Below are 23,269 nucleotides of genomic sequence, written 5' to 3' on the forward strand. Positions count from 1 at the left end.
TTATCTACTTCTTTATTTACTGAAACATCTTCTGCATTTAAGCTTTTTGTAATAGAATAGATAGTGAAAAGAGTAATTAATGGAAGGAAGATAAAACTATGACACTTGAATACCAAATTGGTGTCGATGCTGGTGGTACACATACTACCGCAATTGCTTATGATCTAACCGGTAACGAAATTAAACGTAGTGAAGCTGGCCCGGGTCAAGTCAATACAGATTACGACACTGCAATCAAGAACATCACTAGTGCCATTAACCACCTAATTGATGAAATTGATGGTGATTGCCAACGCATTTTGTGTGGTATGGCAGGCCTATCAGTTATTGGACATGCCTCCGAAGTGGCTGCAGAAATTTCTGCTAAAGTTAATAACTTACCAACGCGTGCAGTTACAGACTCATTATTAGCACTTTATAGTGGTCTTGAAGGCGAAGACGGCGGTTTGGTTATTGCAGGGACCGGTTCAGTATTTAACGGTTTGCAAAATGGGCGAATCATCACTACTGGCGGATACGGTGCCACTTTGGGAGATGAAGGCTCTGGTTATGCAATTGCCTTGACTGCACTTAAGTCTGCCTTATTAAGTTGGGATAAGCGCGAAGATAACAAACTTATTCCAATGTTTAATGACTTATTTAAGACTGATAACATTGTTGATGGGACTGCCAAGTTCTACCAAATGACTAATCCAGAAGTTGCTTCAATGGCTGTTAGCGTTGCAAAATTGGCTGACAGCGGCGATGAAAACGCAACTGCAGTAATTAAAGAACAGGCTGAGCTACTCGCCCGCGATATTATCATTGGTATGGATCGCTACGAGGAACCAAAGCCAATGCGCATTGCACTGACAGGTTCAGTTCTTGCAAACAATGAAATGATGCGGAATTACTTGGAAGCTAAAGTTCATGAGCACTATCCAAAAGCCGTATTTTCAATCTCTAATGGTGAAAATGCCCGCGGTGTTGTTTTTGACAAGAGTAAAGACTATCGTTACTTTACTAGTCACTAGTAATTTTCCACAAAAAAACCAGTTACATAAAAGTAACTGGTTTTTTATTACAATTATTCTTCAACTTTGTTAATAACAACGTCAAATTTACCACCTGGTGTTGTAATGGTCACTGTTTGACCCTTTTTCTTACCAAGAATTGCTTGAGCAATCGGTGAATCGTTAGAAATTTTACCATTCATTGGATCAGATTCATCACTACCAACAATAGTATATGTTTCTGGATCATCTTCACCAACTTCAGTATAAGTAACAGTCTTTCCGACATCAACTTCATCTGGGTCACTTGAATTCGCATCAACAACGTGTGCATATTTCAACATTTCTTCAACGACATTGATTCGGTCTTCTAAGTGACTTTGTTCATCCTTAGCGGCATCATATTCAGAGTTTTCAGATAAATCACCGTATGAACGAGCAACTTTGATTCGTTCAATTACTTCAGGACGTTTTACTAATTTTAAATTCTTAAGTTCTGCTTCAAGTTTTTCTTTTCCTTCAGCAGTCATTGGATATGATTTCTCAGGCATGAAATTTTCTACTCCTTAAAGTTAAAATTCTATTTGCACTGGTTTATGATATTGATTTCTACTTCCAAAGTCAACCTTTACCGAATTTCAACACCAAGTTGTTCCTTCAGTTCTGCATCAATCGAAGCCATCGCTTTGTTAACTACTTCGTCAGTCAAGGTGTCTTGTTCATTAAGGAAAGTAAGACGGTAAGCCAGACTCTTCTTATTTTCATCAATATGAGCACCTTGATATACATCAATAACACGTAAATTAACTAAGAACTTGCCACCATTATCGTTGATGACATTTTCAATAGCTTGATTAGAGACACTTTCTTCAACCAAGATTGATAGGTCACGCTCAATTGCAGGAAACTTAGGTGCATTTTTAGAAACAGTCTTAGGACTAATAATCATTGGAACTAAAGTATCAAGATCGATTTCATAGCCGTAAATCTCACTGCCATTTAATGCCTTGCTTGCTCTGGTTACAGCATGACTAATCATTCCAATCATTCCAACGTATTGACCATCGATATAAATACCAGCTGTTCTAGTTGGATGCATTCCTTCGATTTCTTCTGCTTTATACTCAACTTTACTTAAATTAACACCAATAGCTTTAAACAAGTTGGTTAATTGTCCTTTGACATAGAAGAAGTCGATTTGTTCTTCTTCATGTTGCCAGTTATCAAAATAGACATTCCCAGAATATAGCGTTGCTAAATGCTCGTGCTCATTATATGTGTCGTTTTCAAAATCATATACTCGTCCCTGTTCAAAAAGTGCAAGCTGATTTTGTTTACGTGCCATATTATAACTTGCTGCATCAACTAGTCCAGTCATTAAGTTTTGACGTAAAGTTGAACGACTTGAATTTAATGGCATTTGTACTTGAACTAATTTTTTGGGATTGTGAGTGTATGAAACAGCCTTTTCAGGGGAAGTCAGTGAATATGAAATTGCCTCAATTAGTCCTTGACCTTGAACAATTGCTTTAATTCTCCTAATTGCTTCCTCTGTTTCAGAATAACCCCCATGTGTTTCCGCTAAAACTGGTTGAGTTGATTTAATCTTGTCATAACCATAAAGCCGACCAACTTCCTCAACCAAATCTGCTGGAATAGAAACGTCCCATCTTCTTGCAGGTACATTGACTGTTAGATTATCACCATCAAGTTCGTATTCAAAGTTAAGTCGATCGAAGATATGACCTACTTCATCATTCGAAATTTCTGTTCCCAGCACTTTATTTAAATAAGAAACAGTAGTGTGAATAACATCAGGTTGACGTTTTTCATCAGTCGCAGTAATCACACCTTCGTCAATTGTACCAGAAGCATTGTTACGAAGAAGTAAAGCTGCCATGTCGAGCGCACGCTCAGTAGCATCCCAGTTAACACCTTTTTCATAACGACTTGAAGCTTCAGTTCTATTAGCATGACGTAAAGCTGCTTTGCGAATTAGAGTTGGATCAAAAATTGCTGATTCCAAAATAACATCGGTTGTGTCATCCTCAATTTCTGAATTAAGGCCACCCATAACACCGGCCATCATGACAACACGTTCACCATTAGTAATAACGATATCATTTTCATCAAGGTCAATCTCTTTGTCATTTAGAAGAGTTAACTTTTCACCTTGATTTGCTTTTCTTACTACTAACTTGTTAGTTTCAAATGCACGAGCGTCATAAGTGTGCATTGGTTGACCAGTTAAAAGCATGATGTAGTTTGTCACATCAACGACATTATTAATCGGTCTAATACCAGCATTCCAAAGTCTCTTTTGCATCCAAAGAGGGCTATCGGCCACCTTTACACCACTGATTTTACGTAAATTAAATTTTGGTGCGAGCTTAGGGTCAACTTCGGCAGTGAAATTATCAGTCCAAGATTCACCGTCTGCCTTTAAAGTGACATTTTCAATTTTAACTGGTTCATCAACGATTGCACCCACTTCATAAGCAGCACCTTCCATTGATAATGTATCTGCCCTGTTAGGTGTGATATCAAAATCAAAAATATAGTCATCCATTCCTAAAGGTTCGTAAGCATCCTGACCAGGTTTTACATCAGCATCTTGAGGGAAGACAAAAATACCATCAGCGTATTTTTCTGGAACGAGATTATCAGCAAAACCAATCTCTTGTAAGCCACAAATCATGCCATTGGATTCATAGCCACGCAACTTACCCTTTTTAATTTTAACGTTATCCGCAATACGCGCACCTGGCAGTGCAACAACAACATCCTCACCTGCAGCAACATTTGGAGCACCACAGACGATTTGATGAGGTTCTTCTTCACCAACATCAACATGAGTTAGGTTCAAGTGAGTGCCTTCGATTGGCTCACAATCGATAATGTGACCGATAACGATTTTCTTAAGTCCTTCTTCAGGATGCTTTACTTCAGCAATTTCAACCCCAGTACGGGTGATTTTTTCACCTAATTGATGTGGCTCTTGGTCTAATTTAAGAAAATCTTGTAACCATTGATATGAAACTAACATTATCTTTCCTCCTTGCTGAATTGTTCTAAGAAACGAACATCATTAGTATAGAAGTCACGGATATCATCAATGCCATATTTAAGAATAGCAAAGCGGTCTAATCCTACACCGAAGGCGAAACCACCATAGACGTTAGAATCAACTCCAGCATTTTCCAGAACATTAGGGTGAACCATTCCGGCACCTAAAACTTCAATCCAACCGGTATATTTACAAATTGAGCAGCCTTTACCATTGCAGTTGAAGCAAGAAACATCCATTTCAACTGATGGCTCAGTAAATGGGAAGTAACTAGGACGAAGGCGTGTCTCGCGGTCTTGACCAAAAACATGCTTAGCCATTAACTCCAATGTACCTTTTAAGTCGCCCATTGTAATATTTTTATCGACTACTAAGCCTTCCATTTGCATAAATTGGTGTGAGTGCGTTGCATCATCATCATCACGACGATATACCTTACCAGGCCCGACCATCTTTAGTGGACCTTTTGAAAAGTCGTGCTTCTCTAATTCACGGGCTTGATCACCTGAAGTTTGCGAACGAAGCAAATCCTCTGAATCAATATAAAAAGTTTCCTGCATATCACGTGCTGGATGATCCTTTGGCAAATTCATCATTTCAAAACAGTAGTGATCAGTTTCAATTTCAGGACCCTGTGCTACTTTGAAACCCATACCAATAAAGTATTTTTCTAAGTCATCCAAAATAATATTGATTGGGTGCTTAGTGCCAAGATGCTCCTCACGTCCAGGAAGCGTCACGTCAATTGCTTCCTTTTCCAGTTGTTCCTTAACCAATTTTTCAACAATTTCATTTTTGGCATCATCTAATTTTTGATTAAACAGATCACGCACTTTGTTGACCTTTTGACCAATCTCACGTCTTTTTTCAGGTTCAACATCTTTCATTGAATGCAAAATTTCGGTTAATTCACTTTTACGACCTACTAACTTAACGCGTACATCGTTTAGCTTTTCTTCGGTTTTTGCCTTATCAATTTCTGATAATCCTTGGTCGCGAAGTTCTTGCAGCTTCTCAAACAAATCCATAATTTTTCCTTTCAAACAAAAAAGCTTCATCCCTCATATCAAGGGACGAAGCTTCGCGGTACCACCCTGGTTTAGACTCACAGAGAGTCTACACTCAAGTCTTCGATAACGGTGAATACCGGAATTGATTAAATCCTACTAGTAAGATGAAATTCACAGCTCTATTTAGACTTTTCTTTCAGCTAATAAAAAAGTCTCTCTGCAATAAACGATTACTGCTACTAGTCTTACTCCATGTAATTAACTATTAGAATAATTCTTTTTGTTAAAACATGCAAGCAATTATTAAAAATTAGACCCACTTGTCGGCCCAATCATGTATTTTGTCTAAAGCTGGCTTTAAATCTGCACCCTTTCTCGTTAAACCATAAGAAATAATTTTAGTATCACTATCAACTGATCGCTTAACAATTCCTTCTTTTTCTAGTTCTTTTAAACGTTCAACCAAAACACGATCGGAACAGGCTCTGACACAACGTGTTAAGTCTTTAAAACGCATATAATTTCCGGCACAGAGGGAACTAATTATTAAGCCATTCCACTTTTTACCAATTATTTGAAATGCATTTATATAGTGCTGGCACATCTCGTTGTCTGTGCCAATATAGTCAGTACCTTCCTTGTTTTTACTACTTGAAGCCATCCTACTTTCCTCCTACAGCAAAGCAATGTCATGAATTTATTATAAAAAAAACACTTACTAGAAACAAGTACAAGACCTAGGCAAAATAATAAATCATAATTCCAGCTGCAACTGCAGCATTAAGTGATTCTGCTTGCCCTTTAATCGGAATATAGAGCTTTTCATCACAAATATTAGCAACTTCTTCACTTACACCGTGTGCTTCATTCCCAATTACCAAGCCCAATTGAGCAACATGCTCAAATTCTGGTAATTGCTTCGCATTTTTGTCTAATAAGCTGGCGTAGACAGGGATAGAATTTAACTTCAATTCATTAATTACTTCGGATAGTGGTTTAACTATTAAATTAAGGTGAAACTGGCTACCCTGCATTGCACGCTGCGTTTTAGGATTATATAGGTCAACACTTTCAGGTGACAAAATAACACCATCAAAACCGGCAGCGTCGGCAGTTCTGATAATTGTCCCTACGTTACCAGGATCAGAAAGATTATCAAGCAATACCCACTTACCAAAGTTAAATGAATAGTTCTTCGGCTGAGTCATCTTAAGAACCATAAAAATACTTTGTGAATTTTTAGTGCTAGTTAAATTTCGTGTAATTGCTGTATTTATCAAAAAAACGTTTTTGGCACTTAATTCAACATTTAATTCCTCTTCTGCGCGTTCCAAAGCATCTTCTGTTCCTAGTAAGTAAACGTAACTTAGCTTTGCCTTAAGTGCTTCTTCTATTAAGTGAAAACCTTCTATCATGTAAGTACCGGTTTGCTCACGATACTTTTTTTGCTTTAGTTTAGCTAAACTTTTAATAAGTTGATTATTTACCGAAGTAATTTGTTCCATTTATTTGTCCTCTTTTTATTTAGATTTAGTACCTGACAATTGTAATATTCGATGAAGAAAATGGTAAAATCAAGATGATATGCTTTTAGAAAGGAAAATCATTATGGGTTTATTTAATCATCACAACCACAATAGTGAAAAAACGACTGACTCACCAGTTGAAACGTGGCAGTTGACTGCCTCTGGTATTGTCCAAGGTGTTGGCTTTCGCTGGAGTGTTATGAACCTTGCCAAGCAGATGAATATTGTTGGTAACGTATGTAATAATAGCGACAGCACAGTCACCATTACTTTACAGACTAACCTTGATTGCGTCAATCAATTTATCAAGGAACTGCCTCGTAATGTTTCACCTTCTGCACGTATTTCTACAATTAAAAAAGAAAAACTGACAGATGTAGCCAAACTCCATGGTTTTCATGTATTATATTAAGTATTGACTTTTTAAAAAACTAACTTGGTGAATTTAATGAAAAAATTTCGTAAATATATTGGATTAATTGCTCTTTGTTTTGTGGTCATGCTAACTGTTACAGCATGTGCCCAAAATGGTAATGCTGCTACTAAGCCCCCTACAGGCTTTTTCTATGGCAATATTTATCGCTTTATTGGGAAACCACTTCAAAATATCATGTTGTCGTTTTCGCACATGATTGGTGGAGCAAATGGCGCAGGTTGGGCAATCATTTTAATGACGTTAGTTGTTAGAATAGTTCTTCTACCTTTAATGCTAAACCAACAAAAGAAATCAACTACACAACAGGAAAAAATGACGCGAGTTCAGCCTCAAATGCTGTTAATCCAGGACGCAATGAAGCGTAAAGATTTAACTCAAGACCAACAAATGACTTTGGCAGGCTGGCAAAGAGAACTTTATTCGCAAAACAACATTTCCTTAACAGGTGGTATGGGCTGCTTACCTTTGATTATTCAGTTTCCAATCATGATTGGAATTTATCAAGCCGTAATGTATTCCAAACCACTGGCAAACTCGTTTTTCTTTGGTATCTCACTTAGTGAACGATCCATTTCGGTTACCATCATTGCAACACTGTTTGCTTTCATCCAAGGGTACCTGTCAATTATCGGTGTCCCTAAAGAGCAAAAGAAACAAATGCAATCAATGATGTTGATGAACCCAATCATGACTTTGTTTATTTCTCTATCCGTTTCTGGTTCAGTAGCTCTATACTGGGCTGCCGGAAACTTTTTCTCGGTCATTCAACAGTTGATCGTTACTTTTATCATCATGCCAAAAGTTAAGAAGGACGTTGATGAACACCTTAAGAACGAACCAATTAAGGCGATTGTAACGAAAGAGAAAATTGATGAATTACTAAATCAAAAAACTTCAGGTTCAGCTGTCTCTGAAAAAGAAAAGGAATTGCACGAAAACTTGCGCAACCGTAATAAAGGTAAACAACAAAAGCATCATAAATAAAGATTTCTCAAGATTTTTACTAAATAATATAGAACTCCTAAAAGGCTAATTCCAGTACATAGAATTAGCCTTTTTACTTACCTAAATTTAGCTAAAACAAAAACAGCAAAAGCTTTTCTTTTGCTGTTTCAGATATTCTTCTATTATTCTGCTTCTTTTTTACTTTGAGCGCGTTCACGCAAAACTTGTGCCTGCTTCTTTGTGAGGGCTGGGAACTCAATAATGAACTGACTCCCCTGACCTTCGACTGATTCAACACTAATTTTACCATGATAACTGTTAACCAGTTTTTGTGCAATAGACAGACCTAAACCATTACCACCTTTTTCACGTGTTCTAGCTTTATCAACACGGTAAAAACGGTTGAAAATTTTGCTTTGATCTTCTTTAGAGATACCTTCACCAAAGTCTTGTACGATAATATGTACGTCATTTTGGGCCAAACCGGCAGAAATATTAATTTCTTTTCGCGTAGTTGAATACTTTATTCCATTATCAACCAAAATTACAAGTAGCTGCTCCAAGTGTCCCTGGTAAATCTGAATTTCAGTATCCTGTGGTAAATCATCCATTTCCAAACCGATTGAAAAGTCCTGATGGACCATTCCCATATCTCCAGCGACACGCTTCAAAACATCCGCAACGTTTGTTACGGCATTTGGATACTGCACATTGATTTGTTCCGCACGGGTTAAGTCGAGCATTTCTTGAATTAGATGTTGCATTCTCTTAGCTTCTTGTAATGAAGCATTGATTGACTCCTCCAGAATTTCTGGATCATCTTTGCCCCACCGTTCTAACAAGTTCAAATGCCCTTCGATTACCGCAACTGGTGTACGCAGCTCGTGTGAAACGTCACCAACGAATTCTTTTTGTTGATCAATGTAGCGTTGCATTCGATCAAGCATTTGATTCAGAGAAACTGCAAGTTCTTGCAGCTCATCATTTCGGTGAAAACTTCTTATTCGAGCAGTACTATTTGGATCTGCATTAACTTCACGGGCAACTTTAGACATTTCTTTGATTGGCCGAACAACGCCGCGCACAATCATGTACGAAATCAAAATAAAGACCACAATTGCAATAGCGGAAATCCGTACCATCCATTTAAGTAGATCGTGCATCAATTCATTGTAGTAAGACATCTTGTTGGCAACAACAATATAGCCTGTAAGTTTGCCACTATGTGCTGCTCTAACTTTCTGATAGGTAATAATTTGTCGCCGATGGCCCTTAACATAGACGCTCTCCATCGAATAATCACCCTTAATATGCTTAAACTTAGGGATTGGTCCACCGTTATCAAAAACGTCTTCTTTTTCCAAGTTATAAACAACAACACTCAAATCAGGATTCGTTAGTGATGAAAGGAGGTCATCATTAAATGCACTTCCAGGATGGTCATCATTAGTAATAGGCGGATTGCCTTCTAAAACATTTCTGGTTGATGGCGTTAGAGCAGGAACCACATTAGAAATCTGTAATTCATGTGGAATTCTATTTAAGCTCTCATTTAGCTTAACAACCATTTCAGTCGAAGTTTTTTTCTGCTGCACCAACGATTGCTGACCTACAACTGAGTAAATAACAACTGAGAATACAATAAAAGAGACCATGATCGTTAAAGCAACGATACTGACCCAGCGTACAATTAACGATGAGTGCTTGGTCTCTTTTTTACCTTTGACTTTACTTCTTTTCATCATCTTCATCTCTTACCATATATCCGGTACCGCGAACAGTCTTGATATATGATTGTTGACCTGGGATGTCAATCTTATTACGCAGGTAACGAACATAAACTTCAACAACATTAGTTTCAATGTTTGAACCTGGTCCCCAAATCTTAGAAAGTAGTTGATCACGGCTAACAACATTGTTCTTGTTCTTAATTAAAGTCATTAAGAGATTGTATTCACGTTTGGTTAAGTCAACTGCTTTACCATCCCCGCGACGAACAATTCTATTTGCAGTTTCAATTGTTAAGTCCTTAAACTTAACTACCTTCTTTTCAACTGTATCATCTGACGCATCTTTTTCAATCTTGACACGACGTAAAACGGCACGTAGACGAGCTAACAATTCTTCAATGGCAAAAGGTTTAACAATGTAATCATCTGCACCATGATCTAAACCAGAAACACGATCAATTACAGAATCACGTGCAGTCATCATAATTATCGGTGTACTCTTAACTTGACGAACACGACAAGCAATTTCAAGACCATTTAAGTCAGGCAACATTAGGTCGAGTAAAATAGCATCAAAGTCTTCTTTCAAAGCCAAATCCAATGCTTTACGACCGTTGCTCTCAACAACAGTATCATATTTTTCATGTTTTAATTCTAGCTCCACAAAGCGAGCTAAGTTCTTTTCATCTTCAACAATTAAAATTTTTGCCATTTTTATCATCCTTTATATTAACTATCAAATGCTAAATCAAGTTAAAACCTTTTAATTAAGATAAGCATACTTTAAAAGAGGTTTTAAAACAAGATTAAAAAACCGAGTTAAGACTAACTCAAAGTTTTTGCATTACTTATTTTTATTTTTGCTTATTATTTTTATCATGTTCATCCTGCTCAAGCAAGGATTTAAGCTTGGCAAATGCGGGATTAACTTGATTTTTCTTTCCTTGGTCATAATCACTTTTTGAAATAACAGACCAGCCATTGCCTTGAGGATAGATATCTTCTTTTTCTTCTTCAGGTGTCAAAATTGTGATTGGAATATTAAGAATAATATTATCTTCGACTGCAGTCTGCAAATCGATTAAATCATCTTCAACCTTAACGATTGGAATTTCACTTTCATCAATCTTTTCCTTCGGTACTTCTTCATCAGTATAGTTTTCCGTAAACCGAAAGTCCTGTTGGTAATCGACAGGTTCTAAACTTCGACTCGACGGAACAACCAAGGAAGCCTTAACATGAAAATCGCCAGTTACATATGGTTCATTGTAAAAAAGTGAACCAGTTAACTGCACCTTTTTTACTTGATCAACTAAGTTCTTGCTCCGGTCAAAAAATTCTGGCCTCATTTGAACTTCCTGATCAATTTTCGTCAAAACTTCATTACTATTTTTGATTTGTGAAAAGTTAATTGATAGCATTCTAAACCTCCAACGGACGACGGCCAAAATTTTGATCCTTCTGCATTATTTGTTCAAATAAACGATCAACGCGAACCTGTAAGCCCAATGAACCATGCTTAGCATTGTTCTGATCAACCTTTGAAATAATATTGGCAGAAGTATCTTTTCTAATTTGCTTCAAATAATTGCGCCCAAGCTTACTATAACCCAATAGTAACAACGACTCATGGTTAAAGCTTTCAATCATATCGTCTTGACTTACATTCAGTAGAGTATACAAGCATAATCTTCTCAAACGCGCATAGGTATACCGTTTCGACTTGATTCTACGTAAAAACTCAGTAAAGTCATGGGCCAAGTGAATCTCTTGTTTCATTTTATATTCAAGGCCTTCACTCATTTGATATATTTGACGTAGTTCTTCTACACTAGTAGATTCAAGTCGATACTTTAAAAATGGGAACAATATATTCCAGTTTGGATACTCGCTTTGGGCATCAAGCATTTGAACTTCTTTTTTGGGCAGCCATTGCTCTAATTCCGAATCTATTTTGTTATGCAAAATAATATTGCGAATTGCACTCGCACTTTGAACTACACCATTATTTTGTAACAAATCATCATGCCCAGCACCAATTCGATTAACTGGATGTAGTGCTAAAGGTGTACCTAAATTGTGATTTGCAACAGCATAGGCCAACGCCAAAATTGCATTAGGCTCATTAACTTCATGCCCAACTTCACGTGCAACCATTTGATTATACTGTGTTGAATATGTCTGACTATAATCATTAAAGTCCATATGACTTTGTGGAATTTCTGCAATTTTGCTTCCTAAGTAAGCAAAATTTTGGGTTGCATCTTCAACGCCAAAAACTAAGTCAGTAACACCAACTTTAACTAATTGGTCGATGCTTCCAAGCGAAAAGAGGTCTGCTGGTTGAACCGCAGTTGAAAATGGTAGTTCAAATACTAAATCCGCACCACTTTCAAGTGCAGCCCTAGCACGCGACCACTTATCCATAATTGCCATTTCGCCCCTTTGAACATAGTTACCTGACATAACAATCACGATTGGATCTTTGTCTCCTGCCAGATAGCGAGCCTGATTCATCAAAAACTCGTGTCCACTATGAAAGGGATTGTATTCAGCAATGATCCCAACAACACTCATTAGCAGCTAATCTTCCTCTAACTCTAATTTTTTACCGTCTGCCCATAGTTTTTCGACATTATAAAAGTCTCGGGCTTCTTCAGTAAAGACATTGACGACTACATCACCTAAATCTAAAAGCAGCCAATTTGATTCGCTACTTCCTTCAACTCGATAATCATAGAAGTCAGCCTTATGTGCCTCATCAATAATTGCATTAGCAATTGCGTGCAACTGTCTATTAGAACCTGCACTGGTAACAACGTAATAATCAGCTAAAATACTGTATCCTTGCATGTCATATGCAGCAGTATCCTCACCATGGCGGTCACTGATTGCTTTTAATGTAAAAGCTAAGATTTCTTTACTAGTCAATTTTTCTCCTTATTGCTTTTTGACACTCCACACATTGTATGCTTCTAAAGTGCGTGGATAAATTTTACTTCTGTTATGGACTAAATATTCAAGTGTATGTGCAAGTTGATAGCCTACACCTTCATTTAAGTTGGCATAGGTGACATCACGTGCTTGTTCAACACCCGCAAAATCTCGTCCAGGCTCAATATAATCAGCCATATAAACAATCTTATCTAAGGTGGTCATTTCTGTATCAGCAGTTGTATGACGTCGTACAGCGGTTAATATTTCCGCATCAGTAATTTTTAAATCACGTTCAATAAAGTAAGTACCAACTATTCCATGCCAGATTGCAGGACCCCAATTAAGCAAATCCTGATCAAATCCCTGGGTTTTAATTGCTTGTTGAAACTCTTCTACTGGCACTTGCTTGGCATAATCGTGGATAAAACCAGCAAGTGCGGCTTTATCCTCATCATAACCATTTAGTTTAGCAAGCTTACGAGCCGTCTCACTCACTCCTACACAGTGGGTAAAACGCTTTTGATCCATATTGCTTCTTTCTTTAGCAACTATTTCAGCGCTAGATAGCGGTGAGTACGTTTCATTAAAAAATAAATCACTCATGATATAGTTCCTTTTTTTGTATATAGTTTCTCACTGTGTCAGGTACAAGATACCTGATTGAGCCACCCATTGCAATAGTTTGGCGTATTGAGGTCGAACTGACATCTAAGCTTGGCACATCGACCCAGATCATTGGCAATTCTGCTTTAGTGGGATAGCCCGCGCGTTTAATTCCAACCAAGGTTGCCAATTGCGCAATTTTAGTTGGTTCTTTCCATTCGTTGAAATTATTTACCTGATCACTGCCCATAATCAAGTAATAATGATTTTCAGGTTGAGTTTCATGTAGATATCGCAATGTATCGACTGTATATGAAACTCCACCTCGATAGAGTTCAAATAACTTCACCTGAAAATGAGGATTGTCCTGAGTTGCTAATTCTAACATATTAGCACGATCTTGCGGTGAAACAGTTGGGGAATCCTTCAAAGGCGGAATATTAGTTGGAATAAACCAAACTTCATCGAGGTGAAGCTTATTATATACCTGTTCACCAACTATTAAATGAGCCGAGTGTACTGGATTAAATGTTCCACCTAAAATTCCAATTTGTTTACCCTTCTTAGGCTCTATTTTTTCTTCTTTAATTTCAACTGACGGAATTTTTCCTAAATCCTTAGCAATAGCGATCATTTTTGCCTCTAAATTAGTGCACGTCTAATACCTAAACCAATTTTATCAGGAGTATAAATCTTAACCAAGCAATCTGCCGGCACTGTCACAAAACCAATACCACCAAATAGCAAGTCACTTTTACTTGAAGTATGGAATTCTTGCCCTTTTAGTCCGGGAAGATCTGTTTCTTTTTCTGGTGGATTCAACAATTCACCAACATGCTTTTCGTAAAAAGTATCAGCATTCTCAGTCTTGGTGCGATGAATGTATAATCCACGCGCCGCATATACTGTAAAGCTAGCCGGATCACCCTTGATAAAGTCTATTCTCCCAAGTCCTCCTAAGAATAATGTATTACCTGGCTTTAATTGGTATGTCATAGGTTTTAATGGCTTTTGTGGTGAAATAACTGCTAATTCACTAGCATTTAACCGCGTTGCCAACTGATTTTCAGTCATAATACCTGGAGTGTCAACTAAAAAGTGTCCATTTTCCAGCGGAATTTCAATCTTATCTAATGTAGTTCCAGGGAAACGAGAAGTTGTAATCAGATTCTTAATGTCACCCATTTGGTCAATAATTGCATTTAACAAAGTTGATTTTCCAACATTAGTCATGCCAACAAAGTATACATCTTCTGTTCTAGAAGCTTTATCTAAATACGAAATTAAAGTTTCTAAGTTCTTTTGTTTTTTGGCACTAACCAAAAAAATTTTCTTTGGAAATAGGCCAACTCGATTAGCCTCTTGACGCATCCAATCTTTAATTTTGCTTTGACGAGAATTTAGCGGAAATAAATCAAATTTATTTCCTACTAAAATGAAGTCATTATCACCGATAAAACGTTTAAGAGAAGATAATAATGAATTAGTAAAATCAAACAAATCAACCACGTTAACAATTAACGCCTTTTTTTCTGCCAATGAATTTAGCAGTGCTAAAAAGTCATCGTTATCCGCATTAACAGGCATAATTTCATTATAATGACGCAAGCGGAAACAGCGTTGGCAATATGTATCGTTGTCTTCGTCTTGATTTTCGATAGCTTTCTTTAAACGTTGAGCTGGTAAAAAACCTGCTTCTTCTGGATCAGTTGATTGCAGCTTTGCTCCACAACCGATACAAATTAACTCATCATCCATTTTCTAATGTCTCCTTAAAGGTAACTCTATGCGAAATTGCTAAAAAGAAAAAAATTATTTTTTCTAAGAAGCGATTAATGCGAGTATTCCATTTATCCGTTTCAACCAATGGTTTCACCAAAACTGACTCTACACCGGCTAAATTTCCAGCCTGAATATCAGTAATCAACTGGTCGCCAACCATCATTACCTGATCTTTTGCCAAACCAAGTTGTTCTCTTTTTTTAGTTATTGCAAAAGGAAGCGGCTTTCTTGACTTCGCAACGAAGTCAATTTGATATGGGTTGAGAACCTTACCGATTCTTTCTGCATTATTATTGGAAATTACAACCAATTTGATGCCAGCTTTGGCCAAACGTTGATTGAGCTCATCCATTTTTTTGGCAGTCTCAAATTCATTCCATGCAAGTAATGTATTATCTAAATCTGAAAAAACTGCTTTGACACTCATCTGTTGAAGCACATCAGTATCTAAATGATAAATCGTATCAATTGTATAACGTGGCCTGAATAACATTCAACTTCCCCTTTATTTAAGTTTTCACTCATCTAATATATCAAAAAAACTCAGTAAAGTGATAATTTTTGACATAAAAAAATGGCGCCAATGCGCCATTTTTAAATTAATTTAAAGCCTTCTTAGCTGTTTCAGCTAATTGTGCAAAGGTCTTTGAATCGTTATAAGCAATATCAGCTAACATCTTACGGTTAATGTCAACACCAGCTACTTTCAAGCCGTGCATTAACTTAGAATATGAAATATCATTCTGTCTTGCAGCTGCATTGATTCTGGCAATCCATAATTTTCTAAAGTCGCTCTTGCGTCTTCTACGGTCACGGAATGCATATCTGTAAGATACAAATAATTGTGTACTTGCAGCCTTAAATTGCATATGCTTTGCGCCACGGTAACCCTTGGCAAGCTTCATAACCTTCTTACGACGTTTACGTGTAACAGTTCCACCCTTAACTCTTGGCATCTAAAATTCCTCCTAAATATCGTCTCTTACAATTAATTAACGCATTTGAGAGAGCATCTGTTTGATGCGCTTCAAGTCGCTGCGTGAAACTAATGCAGCCTTTCTCAAATGACGACGTTGCTTCTTTGTTTTACCGTGGAAACGGTGTCCAGTAAAAGCGTGATGACGTTTTAATTGACCAGAACCTGTTCTCTTGAAACGCTTTGCAGAAGCGCGGTGGGTTTTCATTTTAGGCATTTTCTAATTCCTCCAAATTAACTAATTTACTTTTTATCACTCTTGGGAGCAAGCATTAAGAACATTGAACGACCTTCCATTTTCGGTTTGCTTACTACAGTAGCAATATCCGAAGTGGCTTCAGCCATCTTTTCCAATACTTCGCGACCTAATTCCTTATGAGTAATAGCTCGACCCCTGAACCTAATTGAAACACGAACTTTTGCTCCCTCTTTAGTGAGGAATTTTTGAGCGTGCTTTAATTTAGTGTTAAAATCATTGCCTTCAATTGTTGGGCTCAAACGGATTTCTTTGACACTGACGGTCTTAGATTTCTTTCGAGATTCCTTAACCTTCTTTTGTTGTTCAAAGCGGTATTTACCGTAATCCATAATGCGGGCAACTGGTGGCTTGGCATTAGGCGAAATTAGAACTAAATCTAAACTTGCAGCACTGGCTTGGCGTAAAGCCTCAGTCTTTGTTACAACACCAACTTGTTCACCATCTTCATTAATTAAACGAACTTCACGAGCACGTATTTGATCGTTTAATATCAAATTCTTTGGTATAATTCTTCACCTCCGTGTTAATTTGAGGACAAGAAAAAGGCGGGTAAAACGTACCCGCCTTTAATCAACAGAAAATATCGATTAGCCCAGAGGTCAACTTAACATAGGCGAGAAGCGGGAGCTTCTTCTTGTTCTCAACTAATGTGATTATACGCGTTAGTATTCAATTAGTCAATATAATCTGTCTAAAAATGTTCTTAGTCTTGAGGAAAGACCTTTTATCAAAAAATCAAAATTGTTAACTAGCCATGTGCTTATGCAAATAGCTTCCTGCCATTGAAAGTGTAAAACAAATAATAAAATACAGCAAGGTTAATGCTGCAAACATTGGAACAATGTAATTAGCATTTTGACCATAGATGACTTGAGCATGTTGCATCAATTCTGGAACAACGATAATTGTGGCAAGAGAGGTATCCTTAATTAAAGAGACAAATTGTCCAATAATCGTTGGGATCATATGGCGGTATGCTTGTGGCAGTATAATGTGCCACAATGCTTGGACATAACTCATCCCCGTCGATCTGGCCCCTTCCATTTGCCCCTCAGAAACTGACTGTATACCAGATCTAACAATTTCAGCTAGCATGCTTGATTCAAAAATTGTCATTGCAATGATTGCCGAAGTAATTGCACTAGGGCGATAGCCAATTTTAGGCATTCCAAAATAAGTAAAGAAAATAATTAACAATAAAGGAAGGTTACGAACCAGATCAATTACAAATCCAACCGCAGCTGAAATAAATTTTATTTTTGAATATCTTATTATCCCTAATACCGAACCCAAAATAAAACTTAAAACAATCGATACTAATGAAATATATAATGTAACAGCCAAACCTTTAAGCAAGAAGCCAAAGTTTAGCCAAGATAATGCGTCTATCCATGTTTGCATATCAATCGCCTCCCTACGCTAATTTCTTTTCAAGATACCGCATGTAGTAACTTAACGGCATCGTGATGATTAAATATAGGATTCCAATAATGAAGTAACTATTCATTGTGTCAAAAGTTACGGATGCAATTGCATTGGCTTGATACATTAAATCAAAGCCAGCTACAAAGGCTAAAATTGAGGAATCCTTAATAAGGTTAACGAACTGATTACCTAATGGTGGAATGACAATCTTCATTGCTTGCGGCAAGATGATGTACTGCATTGCCTGTTTATAAGTCATGCCAGTCGATCTGGCACCTTCCATTTGACCACCAGATACTGATTGAATACCTGAACGAATTATTTCAGCAATAAAAGCTGAAGTATAGAGAAACAATCCAATTGTACCTGCTGTAAAACCATTTAATTGAATAATATACTTTGGAACTATTAGATAGAAAAACATCACAATAATCAACAAAGGAATATTACGAAAAATTTCTACATAACCACGTCCAATTTTGTTAGCAACTTTATGAGGAATTACTTCTAACAAAGCAATTAAAATACCGAAAATCAAACTGAAAACTAAGGTTAGGAAACTAGCTAAAAGTGTCCAGCCAAAACCCACAAAAAGCTCGTTACTAAAGTGATTTAATATGTTGATCATTTGTAATACATCTCCTTATAGTTGAAACCGGGAACTTGGCCAAACCACTTTTTAATTAAGCGATTATATTCACCACTGCGTTGGATTTTATCAACTGCGCGATTAATTGCGCGATGAAAAGGTTCCTGATTTTGGTTAACCGCAATACCATAAGGTTCTTTCGTAAAAGTGCCACCTCTTACTTCTAAACTTCCCGCACTTTGCGCAGCAAGTCCATACAAAATACCATTATCACTAGTTAAGGCGTCACCTTGATGTGATTTAAGGGCAGAAACAGCTTGACCGTAATCTTGCATTGCAACAACTTTAGCTTTAGGTGCAACTTTTTTAATTACTTCAACCGAGTTGTCACCAACGATTCCTATCACAGTTTTACCATTTAGGTCACGCACACTTTTAACATCAGAATCCTTATTAACTAGCAATGATTTACCAGCCCTAAAATATGGCTTAGAAAAACTAATGATTTTGGCTCTCTCAGGCGTAATCGTTAAAGTTGCAATTACTGCATCAACATTACCATTTTTCAAAAGTGGGATTCTTGATTGTGATGTTGCTAAAGTAAATCTTGCTTGGCCCTTTGGCCCCAAAATCTCTCTAGTAATGGCTTTAGCCATATCGATGTCAAATCCCTTTTCCTGATCATCACGAATATCAATTAGACTGAAAAGCTTTTTGTCACCTTCAACGGCCCAAGTAATTGTGTTAGACGAACGGACATTTTTTAAAGCTGATTGATCTGTTACGCTTTTTCCGCAACCAGTGAGCATTAATGCACTAAATAATAGAGCAATTGGCCAGATAATTTTCTTCATCATGCCAACCTCCTTAGTGCGAAATAATTTTACTCAAAAATTGTTGTGCACGCACTGTCTTAGGTTGCTTAAAGAAGGCTATACTTTCGTCATCTTCAACAAGATGTCCTTGATCCATAAAAATCACGCGATTAGCCACTTCTTTAGCAAAGCCCATTTCATGCGTAACAATCAATGATGTCATTTCACTTGCAGAAGTTACCTTTTTTATAACCTGCAAAACGTCATCAATCATTTCAGGATCAAGTGCAGAAGTTGGCTCGTCAAACAGCAATAACTTAGGTTTCATTGCCAAGGATCTAGCAATTGCAACACGCTGCTTCTGTCCACCAGAAATTTGCGCAGGCATGTTTTGAGCCTTATCTGCAAGACCTACCATGTCTAGCAACTCTATCGCCTGCTTTTTGTTTTCCTCTTCAGGCATATGACTAACTATTCTTGGTGCCAACATAATGTTTTCTAGTACATTTTTGTTTGCATAAAGATTGAAGTGTTGGAAAACCATCCCGACATCTTGACGTAAACGATTGGAATCCGTTTTAGGATTGGATAAATCTTGATTATTAACAATCAACTTTCCACCCTGAATCGACTCTAATCGATTTACTGTCCGAATCAGCGTACTCTTACCTGACCCCGAAGGACCAATTAAAACGACCGTTTCACCTTTGTCTATTTCTAAATTAATATCGTGTAAGGCGTGAAATTTACCATAATATTTTTGCACGTCGTGGAATTCTATCATTGACATATAAATGCTCCTTTGTGTTCGATCAACAAAAACACATCATACTTTTCTTATCAATTGATTTAAAAAATCAAAAGTGCATCCCCGTCAACACTACGTTTGTTACCCGACTTGCAAAGTTCCAGTATATTAAAAAATTAAATGTTTATGTTGTCACCCTATAATCTTTGATTTATCGATAAATACTTTTTCAATTTCTAACTACCTATTTTTTCTTGAGTATGACTTAACATCTTGATCAATTTCTGCAATAAATTCGTCAAAACTCTTTACAATTTCTTCTTCAGTTCCGTAACGACGAACGTTAACGCTGTTAGAAGACATTTCTTCATCACCTAAAACTAAGGTATATGGAATCTTTTGGGTTTGAGACTCGCGAATCTTGTAACCCAATTTTTCATTTCTTAAATCTGCTTCAGCTCTGAAGCCGCGCTTGTTAAGTTCATCGCGTACCTTTTTCGCATATTCAGAGTGTGCATCAAGGTTAACTGGAATTACTTCTACTTGTACTGGTGCTAACCAAGTTGGGAACGCACCCTTGTAAATTTCAATTAAGTAAGCAATGAAACGTTCCATTGTTCCAACAATTCCGCGGTGAATCATAACTGGACGGTGCTCTTCACCATCTTGGCCAACGTATGACAAGTTGAAGCGTTCTGGCAACATGAAGTCAAGTTGAATGGTTGACATGGTTTCATCCGCACCTAAAGCAGTCTTGGTTTGAATATCAAGTTTAGGACCGTAAAAGGCTGCTTCACCTTCGGCTTCAACATATTCAAGTCCCATGTCATCCATTGCTTTCTTAAGCATTGATTGACTTCTTTCCCACATTTCATCATTTGCAAAGTACTTTTCAGTGTTCTTTGGATCACGATATGAAAGTCTAAAGTAGTAATCAGTAATATCGAAGTCCTTATATACTTCCATGATTAGTCTCAGAATCTTGGTAAATTCTTCTTGAACTTGCTCAAGTGCAACGAAAGTGTGACCATCATTCAAAGTCATTTCACGAACACGTTGCAATCCAGATAAGGCACCTGATTTTTCATACCGGTGCATCATACCTAATTCAGCGATTCTGATTGGTAATTCACGGTAAGAACGAATATGGTGCTTGTAAATTTGAATATGTGAAGGACAGTTCATTGGCCGTAATTCGAGCATTTCACCATCACCCATATCCATTGGTGGGAACATATCATCACGATAGTGTGCCCAGTGTCCAGAAGTCTTATATGCATCAACATTCATCAAAACTGGGGTATATACGTGTTGATAGCCATCGGCAACTTCTTTATCAATAATGTAGCGTTCAACAACACGGCGAATAGTTGCACCCTTTGGCATCCAGTATGGTAAGCCAGCACCAACTTTAGGATCAACGAAGAATAAGTCAAGATCACGTCCGATTGTCCGGTGATCACGTTCTTTAATATCTTCACGGCGTTTAATATCTGCATCCAAGTCTGCTTTCTTAAAGAATGCTGTACCTGAGATTCTTTGCAGCATTGGATTGGATGACTTGCCCTTCCAATATGCACCAGCAACAGATAAAAGCTTAAATTGTTTAATTTTACCAGTATTTGGTAAAAGTGCGGCAAAGCCAAAATCAACAAAGTCACCTAACTTGTATACCTTAACTTCATCGCCTGTTTCTTGACTTAATAACTCAAGCTTGAATGGATCATCTTTAAAGATTTCTTCCAATTCAGCCTTAGGCATAACAACACTTTCAATTTTTTCGCCTGCTTTAACTGCTTTCTTAACGGCATTTTCAAGTTCAGGTAATTCATTGACTTTAATTTGATTTTCTTTATCGGTGTCAACAAAAAAGCCATCTTCGCCTGCAGCATGTTCACCAAAACGTAATTCTGGATATGCTCTTTTAGCAACTGCTTCAAAAACAAATGCTACTGTATCACGTAAGACATTCAAGCCTTCTTCATCTTTATCAGTAATAATTGCTACATTAGCATCACGATCGAGTTGATAATCAACCGGTTGTAATTGTCCGTCTACTTTACCAGCAAGTGCTGCTTTTCCTAGTGATGTTGAAATACCATGTGCCAAATCACTAATTGTAATTGCTTGATCAAAATCACGTTTTGATCCATCTGGCAAAATAACTGAAAAACTCATCTATACCTCCGAAAATATAAAAAAACGTCCCAGTGCAGTGATGCACTGGGACGTTATTAGCGTGGTTCCACCCAAATTTCAAGTCAGATATACGAATCTAACTTCTCAAATTAAGTTGATAATGGAACTCACCCATTTTAATTACTTTTTAAGTTTGAATGAGTGGGGTACATCTACATTGAACCACTTCCAGAATAATGTGATTCTCTCTGACTTGAGCTGCATCATGTTCATTCAATTAAGATAATTATACATATCTAACATTTTTTTGCAAGAACTTTTTTAATAAAAATCACAAAAAGCACTTTTTAGTTAAGTGCTTTTTGTTTTAACTTATTTTTAATTTAGCGTCGTCTATTAGGACCAGAAACAACGACCTCTTTAGCCAAAGTCCGTACTCTTTCCATTAGTCTTGCAGCTTTAACTGGATCTATTGCATTTTTAGTCTCCTTAAAATGTTCTTCCAAATCGTTCATCGAGAAATTAGAAGAAAAGAAAGTCGGCAATTGATTGTCCATCCTGGATTGCAGGATTACTGCTAAAACTTCGTCACGAGACCACTGACTGAGATTTTCAGCACCAATATCATCCAAAATTAGTACATCACAATTTGAAATTCGCTGTACTTCTTCCGGCAGGCTATTATCATTAAAATGACTTGAAAGACCGGCAATGAAATTAGGCACATGCATGAAAACAACACGCTTATTCATCATTGCAAGTGAATTTGCCAAGCCAGCAAGAATGAAAGTTTTACCTACTCCAAAACTACCTGATAAAAATAGACCTTTTTGATGAATATTCTTAGAGTACGCACTCAAGAATTGACCAATATCAGCCATTGCTTGCTTTCTTTCAGGCGTTATCTCAACTTGACTGAGTTTAACATCATGCAAACTGGTTGGCAGATCAATTAAACGCAGATTCTTTCTGGCACTAACTTCCCGATCATGTTCAATCTTACTATCTTCAGGAACGTAAGTAATATCAATCGCATTAGTATTTAGAATCAATTTCGGTTTAAAGCCCTGTGTGACTGGATCCTTTTTATTTTGTTGAAACAAATAAAATTCAAAAAGAGCAGACATACTCTTATCAATCATTTCATCCGTTATTTTGTCCTGATGAGCGCCAATGAACTGACTGACAGCCGGTTCAGCTAAAACTTGTTGCCTAATCTGAGCTGGATCAATTTTTTTAGCTGCTGGATGATTCTTTGCAGAAATAAATTTATTAATCGGTTCCATAGAT

Annotated in this window: 26 protein-coding genes and 2 other annotated features; of the genes, 3 read left to right on the plus strand and 23 right to left on the minus strand. The window is 37.1% G+C overall.

Annotation, left to right across the window (positions count from 1 at the left end):
- Positions 1 to 98: 98 nt before the first annotated feature.
- Positions 99 to 1,013: an N-acetylglucosamine kinase gene (locus tag DKL56_RS04995; RefSeq protein WP_109715632.1), complete on the plus strand. Its 915-nt coding sequence runs from the start codon at positions 99 to 101 to the stop codon at positions 1,011 to 1,013.
- Positions 1,014 to 1,066: 53 nt separating this feature from the next.
- Here DKL56_RS04995 and greA read toward each other — a convergent pair whose 3' ends face one another.
- The 5 genes from greA to DKL56_RS05020 all read right to left on the minus strand — a co-directional run bounded on the left by greA (position 1,067) and on the right by DKL56_RS05020 (position 6,574).
- Positions 1,067 to 1,543: a transcription elongation factor GreA gene (gene greA / locus DKL56_RS05000; protein ID WP_109715633.1), complete on the minus strand. Its 477-nt coding sequence runs from the start codon at positions 1,541 to 1,543 to the stop codon at positions 1,067 to 1,069.
- Between the two features lie 77 nt (positions 1,544 to 1,620).
- Entirely contained in the window at positions 1,621 to 4,038 is a 2,418-nt protein-coding gene (gene pheT / locus DKL56_RS05005) for a phenylalanine--tRNA ligase subunit beta (protein ID WP_109715634.1), read from the minus strand.
- Positions 4,038 to 5,087 carry a phenylalanine--tRNA ligase subunit alpha gene (gene pheS / locus DKL56_RS05010; protein WP_046307238.1) on the minus strand — a complete coding sequence of 350 codons (1,050 nt, stop codon included), beginning with the start codon at positions 5,085 to 5,087 and terminating at the stop codon, positions 4,038 to 4,040. Before pheS ends, pheT begins: the two co-directional genes overlap by 1 nt.
- 38 nt (positions 5,088 to 5,125) lie before the next feature.
- Positions 5,126 to 5,331: a binding site (T-box leader), on the minus strand.
- Positions 5,332 to 5,379: 48 nt separating this feature from the next.
- Positions 5,380 to 5,730, minus strand: coding sequence for a winged helix-turn-helix transcriptional regulator (locus DKL56_RS05015; RefSeq protein WP_109715635.1), 351 nt, complete (start codon positions 5,728 to 5,730; stop codon positions 5,380 to 5,382).
- A gap of 76 nt (positions 5,731 to 5,806) precedes the next feature.
- Complete coding sequence (locus tag DKL56_RS05020; protein WP_109715636.1) at positions 5,807 to 6,574, minus strand: TrmH family RNA methyltransferase; 768 nt, start codon at positions 6,572 to 6,574, stop codon at positions 5,807 to 5,809.
- 103 nt (positions 6,575 to 6,677) lie between these two features.
- On the opposite strand from DKL56_RS05020, the gene DKL56_RS05025 reads away from it, so the two are divergent.
- Together DKL56_RS05025 and yidC are read left to right on the plus strand one after the other, a co-directional pair.
- Complete coding sequence (locus DKL56_RS05025; RefSeq protein ID WP_109715637.1) at positions 6,678 to 7,007, plus strand: acylphosphatase; 330 nt, start codon at positions 6,678 to 6,680, stop codon at positions 7,005 to 7,007.
- Positions 7,008 to 7,043: 36 nt separating this feature from the next.
- Complete coding sequence (gene yidC, locus DKL56_RS05030; RefSeq protein ID WP_109715638.1) at positions 7,044 to 8,015, plus strand: membrane protein insertase YidC; 972 nt, start codon at positions 7,044 to 7,046, stop codon at positions 8,013 to 8,015.
- Between the two features lie 143 nt (positions 8,016 to 8,158).
- Here yidC and DKL56_RS05035 read toward each other — a convergent pair whose 3' ends face one another.
- The 18 genes from DKL56_RS05035 to dnaI form a co-directional block, all read right to left on the minus strand.
- Positions 8,159 to 9,727, minus strand: coding sequence for a HAMP domain-containing sensor histidine kinase (locus tag DKL56_RS05035; protein ID WP_109715639.1), 1,569 nt, complete (start codon positions 9,725 to 9,727; stop codon positions 8,159 to 8,161).
- Complete coding sequence (locus DKL56_RS05040) at positions 9,705 to 10,418, minus strand: response regulator transcription factor (RefSeq protein ID WP_109715640.1); 714 nt, start codon at positions 10,416 to 10,418, stop codon at positions 9,705 to 9,707. Before DKL56_RS05040 ends, DKL56_RS05035 begins: the two co-directional genes overlap by 23 nt.
- 142 nt (positions 10,419 to 10,560) lie before the next feature.
- A complete protein-coding gene (locus DKL56_RS05045; protein WP_109715641.1) occupies positions 10,561 to 11,127 on the minus strand; it encodes a DUF177 domain-containing protein in 567 nt (188 codons plus the stop codon).
- Between the two features lies 1 nt (position 11,128).
- Positions 11,129 to 12,283, minus strand: a complete 1,155-nt coding sequence (locus DKL56_RS05050) for a nucleotidyltransferase (protein ID WP_074425068.1) — start codon at positions 12,281 to 12,283, stop codon at positions 11,129 to 11,131.
- A 6-nt stretch (positions 12,284 to 12,289) separates the two neighbouring features.
- Complete coding sequence (gene rsfS / locus DKL56_RS05055; RefSeq protein WP_074425066.1) at positions 12,290 to 12,637, minus strand: ribosome silencing factor; 348 nt, start codon at positions 12,635 to 12,637, stop codon at positions 12,290 to 12,292.
- A 9-nt stretch (positions 12,638 to 12,646) separates the two neighbouring features.
- Complete coding sequence (gene yqeK, locus DKL56_RS05060; RefSeq protein WP_109715642.1) at positions 12,647 to 13,246, minus strand: bis(5'-nucleosyl)-tetraphosphatase (symmetrical) YqeK; 600 nt, start codon at positions 13,244 to 13,246, stop codon at positions 12,647 to 12,649.
- Positions 13,239 to 13,880 carry a nicotinate-nucleotide adenylyltransferase gene (locus tag DKL56_RS05065; protein ID WP_074425062.1) on the minus strand — a complete coding sequence of 214 codons (642 nt, stop codon included), beginning with the start codon at positions 13,878 to 13,880 and terminating at the stop codon, positions 13,239 to 13,241. The genes yqeK and DKL56_RS05065 overlap by 8 nt, the downstream gene beginning before the upstream one ends.
- 8 nt (positions 13,881 to 13,888) lie before the next feature.
- Positions 13,889 to 15,004 (minus strand): ribosome biogenesis GTPase YqeH, encoded by a 1,116-nt coding sequence (gene yqeH, locus DKL56_RS05070; protein ID WP_109715643.1) that lies wholly within the window; start codon positions 15,002 to 15,004, stop codon positions 13,889 to 13,891.
- Positions 14,997 to 15,521: a YqeG family HAD IIIA-type phosphatase gene (locus DKL56_RS05075; RefSeq protein ID WP_109715644.1), complete on the minus strand. Its 525-nt coding sequence runs from the start codon at positions 15,519 to 15,521 to the stop codon at positions 14,997 to 14,999. The genes yqeH and DKL56_RS05075 overlap by 8 nt, the downstream gene beginning before the upstream one ends.
- A 106-nt stretch (positions 15,522 to 15,627) precedes the next feature.
- Positions 15,628 to 15,984 (minus strand): 50S ribosomal protein L20, encoded by a 357-nt coding sequence (gene rplT / locus DKL56_RS05080; RefSeq protein ID WP_046307264.1) that lies wholly within the window; start codon positions 15,982 to 15,984, stop codon positions 15,628 to 15,630.
- Positions 15,985 to 16,020: 36 nt separating this feature from the next.
- Positions 16,021 to 16,221 carry a 50S ribosomal protein L35 gene (rpmI, locus tag DKL56_RS05085; RefSeq protein WP_046307267.1) on the minus strand — a complete coding sequence of 67 codons (201 nt, stop codon included), beginning with the start codon at positions 16,219 to 16,221 and terminating at the stop codon, positions 16,021 to 16,023.
- A gap of 26 nt (positions 16,222 to 16,247) precedes the next feature.
- Complete coding sequence (gene infC / locus DKL56_RS05090) at positions 16,248 to 16,757, minus strand: translation initiation factor IF-3 (RefSeq protein WP_046307269.1); 510 nt, start codon at positions 16,755 to 16,757, stop codon at positions 16,248 to 16,250.
- Positions 16,758 to 16,794: 37 nt separating this feature from the next.
- Positions 16,795 to 16,905, minus strand: a sequence feature (ribosomal protein L20 leader region).
- A gap of 102 nt (positions 16,906 to 17,007) precedes the next feature.
- Positions 17,008 to 17,664: an amino acid ABC transporter permease gene (locus DKL56_RS05095; RefSeq protein WP_109715645.1), complete on the minus strand. Its 657-nt coding sequence runs from the start codon at positions 17,662 to 17,664 to the stop codon at positions 17,008 to 17,010.
- Positions 17,665 to 17,677: 13 nt separating this feature from the next.
- Positions 17,678 to 18,316 carry an amino acid ABC transporter permease gene (locus DKL56_RS05100; protein WP_109715646.1) on the minus strand — a complete coding sequence of 213 codons (639 nt, stop codon included), beginning with the start codon at positions 18,314 to 18,316 and terminating at the stop codon, positions 17,678 to 17,680.
- Positions 18,313 to 19,134 (minus strand): transporter substrate-binding domain-containing protein, encoded by an 822-nt coding sequence (locus DKL56_RS05105; protein WP_228150045.1) that lies wholly within the window; start codon positions 19,132 to 19,134, stop codon positions 18,313 to 18,315. The genes DKL56_RS05100 and DKL56_RS05105 overlap by 4 nt, the downstream gene beginning before the upstream one ends.
- 10 nt (positions 19,135 to 19,144) lie before the next feature.
- Positions 19,145 to 19,882 (minus strand): amino acid ABC transporter ATP-binding protein, encoded by a 738-nt coding sequence (locus DKL56_RS05110; RefSeq protein WP_109715647.1) that lies wholly within the window; start codon positions 19,880 to 19,882, stop codon positions 19,145 to 19,147.
- A gap of 198 nt (positions 19,883 to 20,080) precedes the next feature.
- Positions 20,081 to 22,018 (minus strand): threonine--tRNA ligase, encoded by a 1,938-nt coding sequence (thrS, locus tag DKL56_RS05115; RefSeq protein WP_109715648.1) that lies wholly within the window; start codon positions 22,016 to 22,018, stop codon positions 20,081 to 20,083.
- A gap of 344 nt (positions 22,019 to 22,362) precedes the next feature.
- Positions 22,363 to 23,265, minus strand: coding sequence for a primosomal protein DnaI (gene dnaI / locus DKL56_RS05120; protein ID WP_109715649.1), 903 nt, complete (start codon positions 23,263 to 23,265; stop codon positions 22,363 to 22,365).
- Positions 23,266 to 23,269: the final 4 nt, after the last annotated feature.

This window comes from Lactobacillus apis (assembly GCF_003150935.1).
GTDB lineage: Bacteria > Bacillota > Bacilli > Lactobacillales > Lactobacillaceae > Lactobacillus > Lactobacillus apis.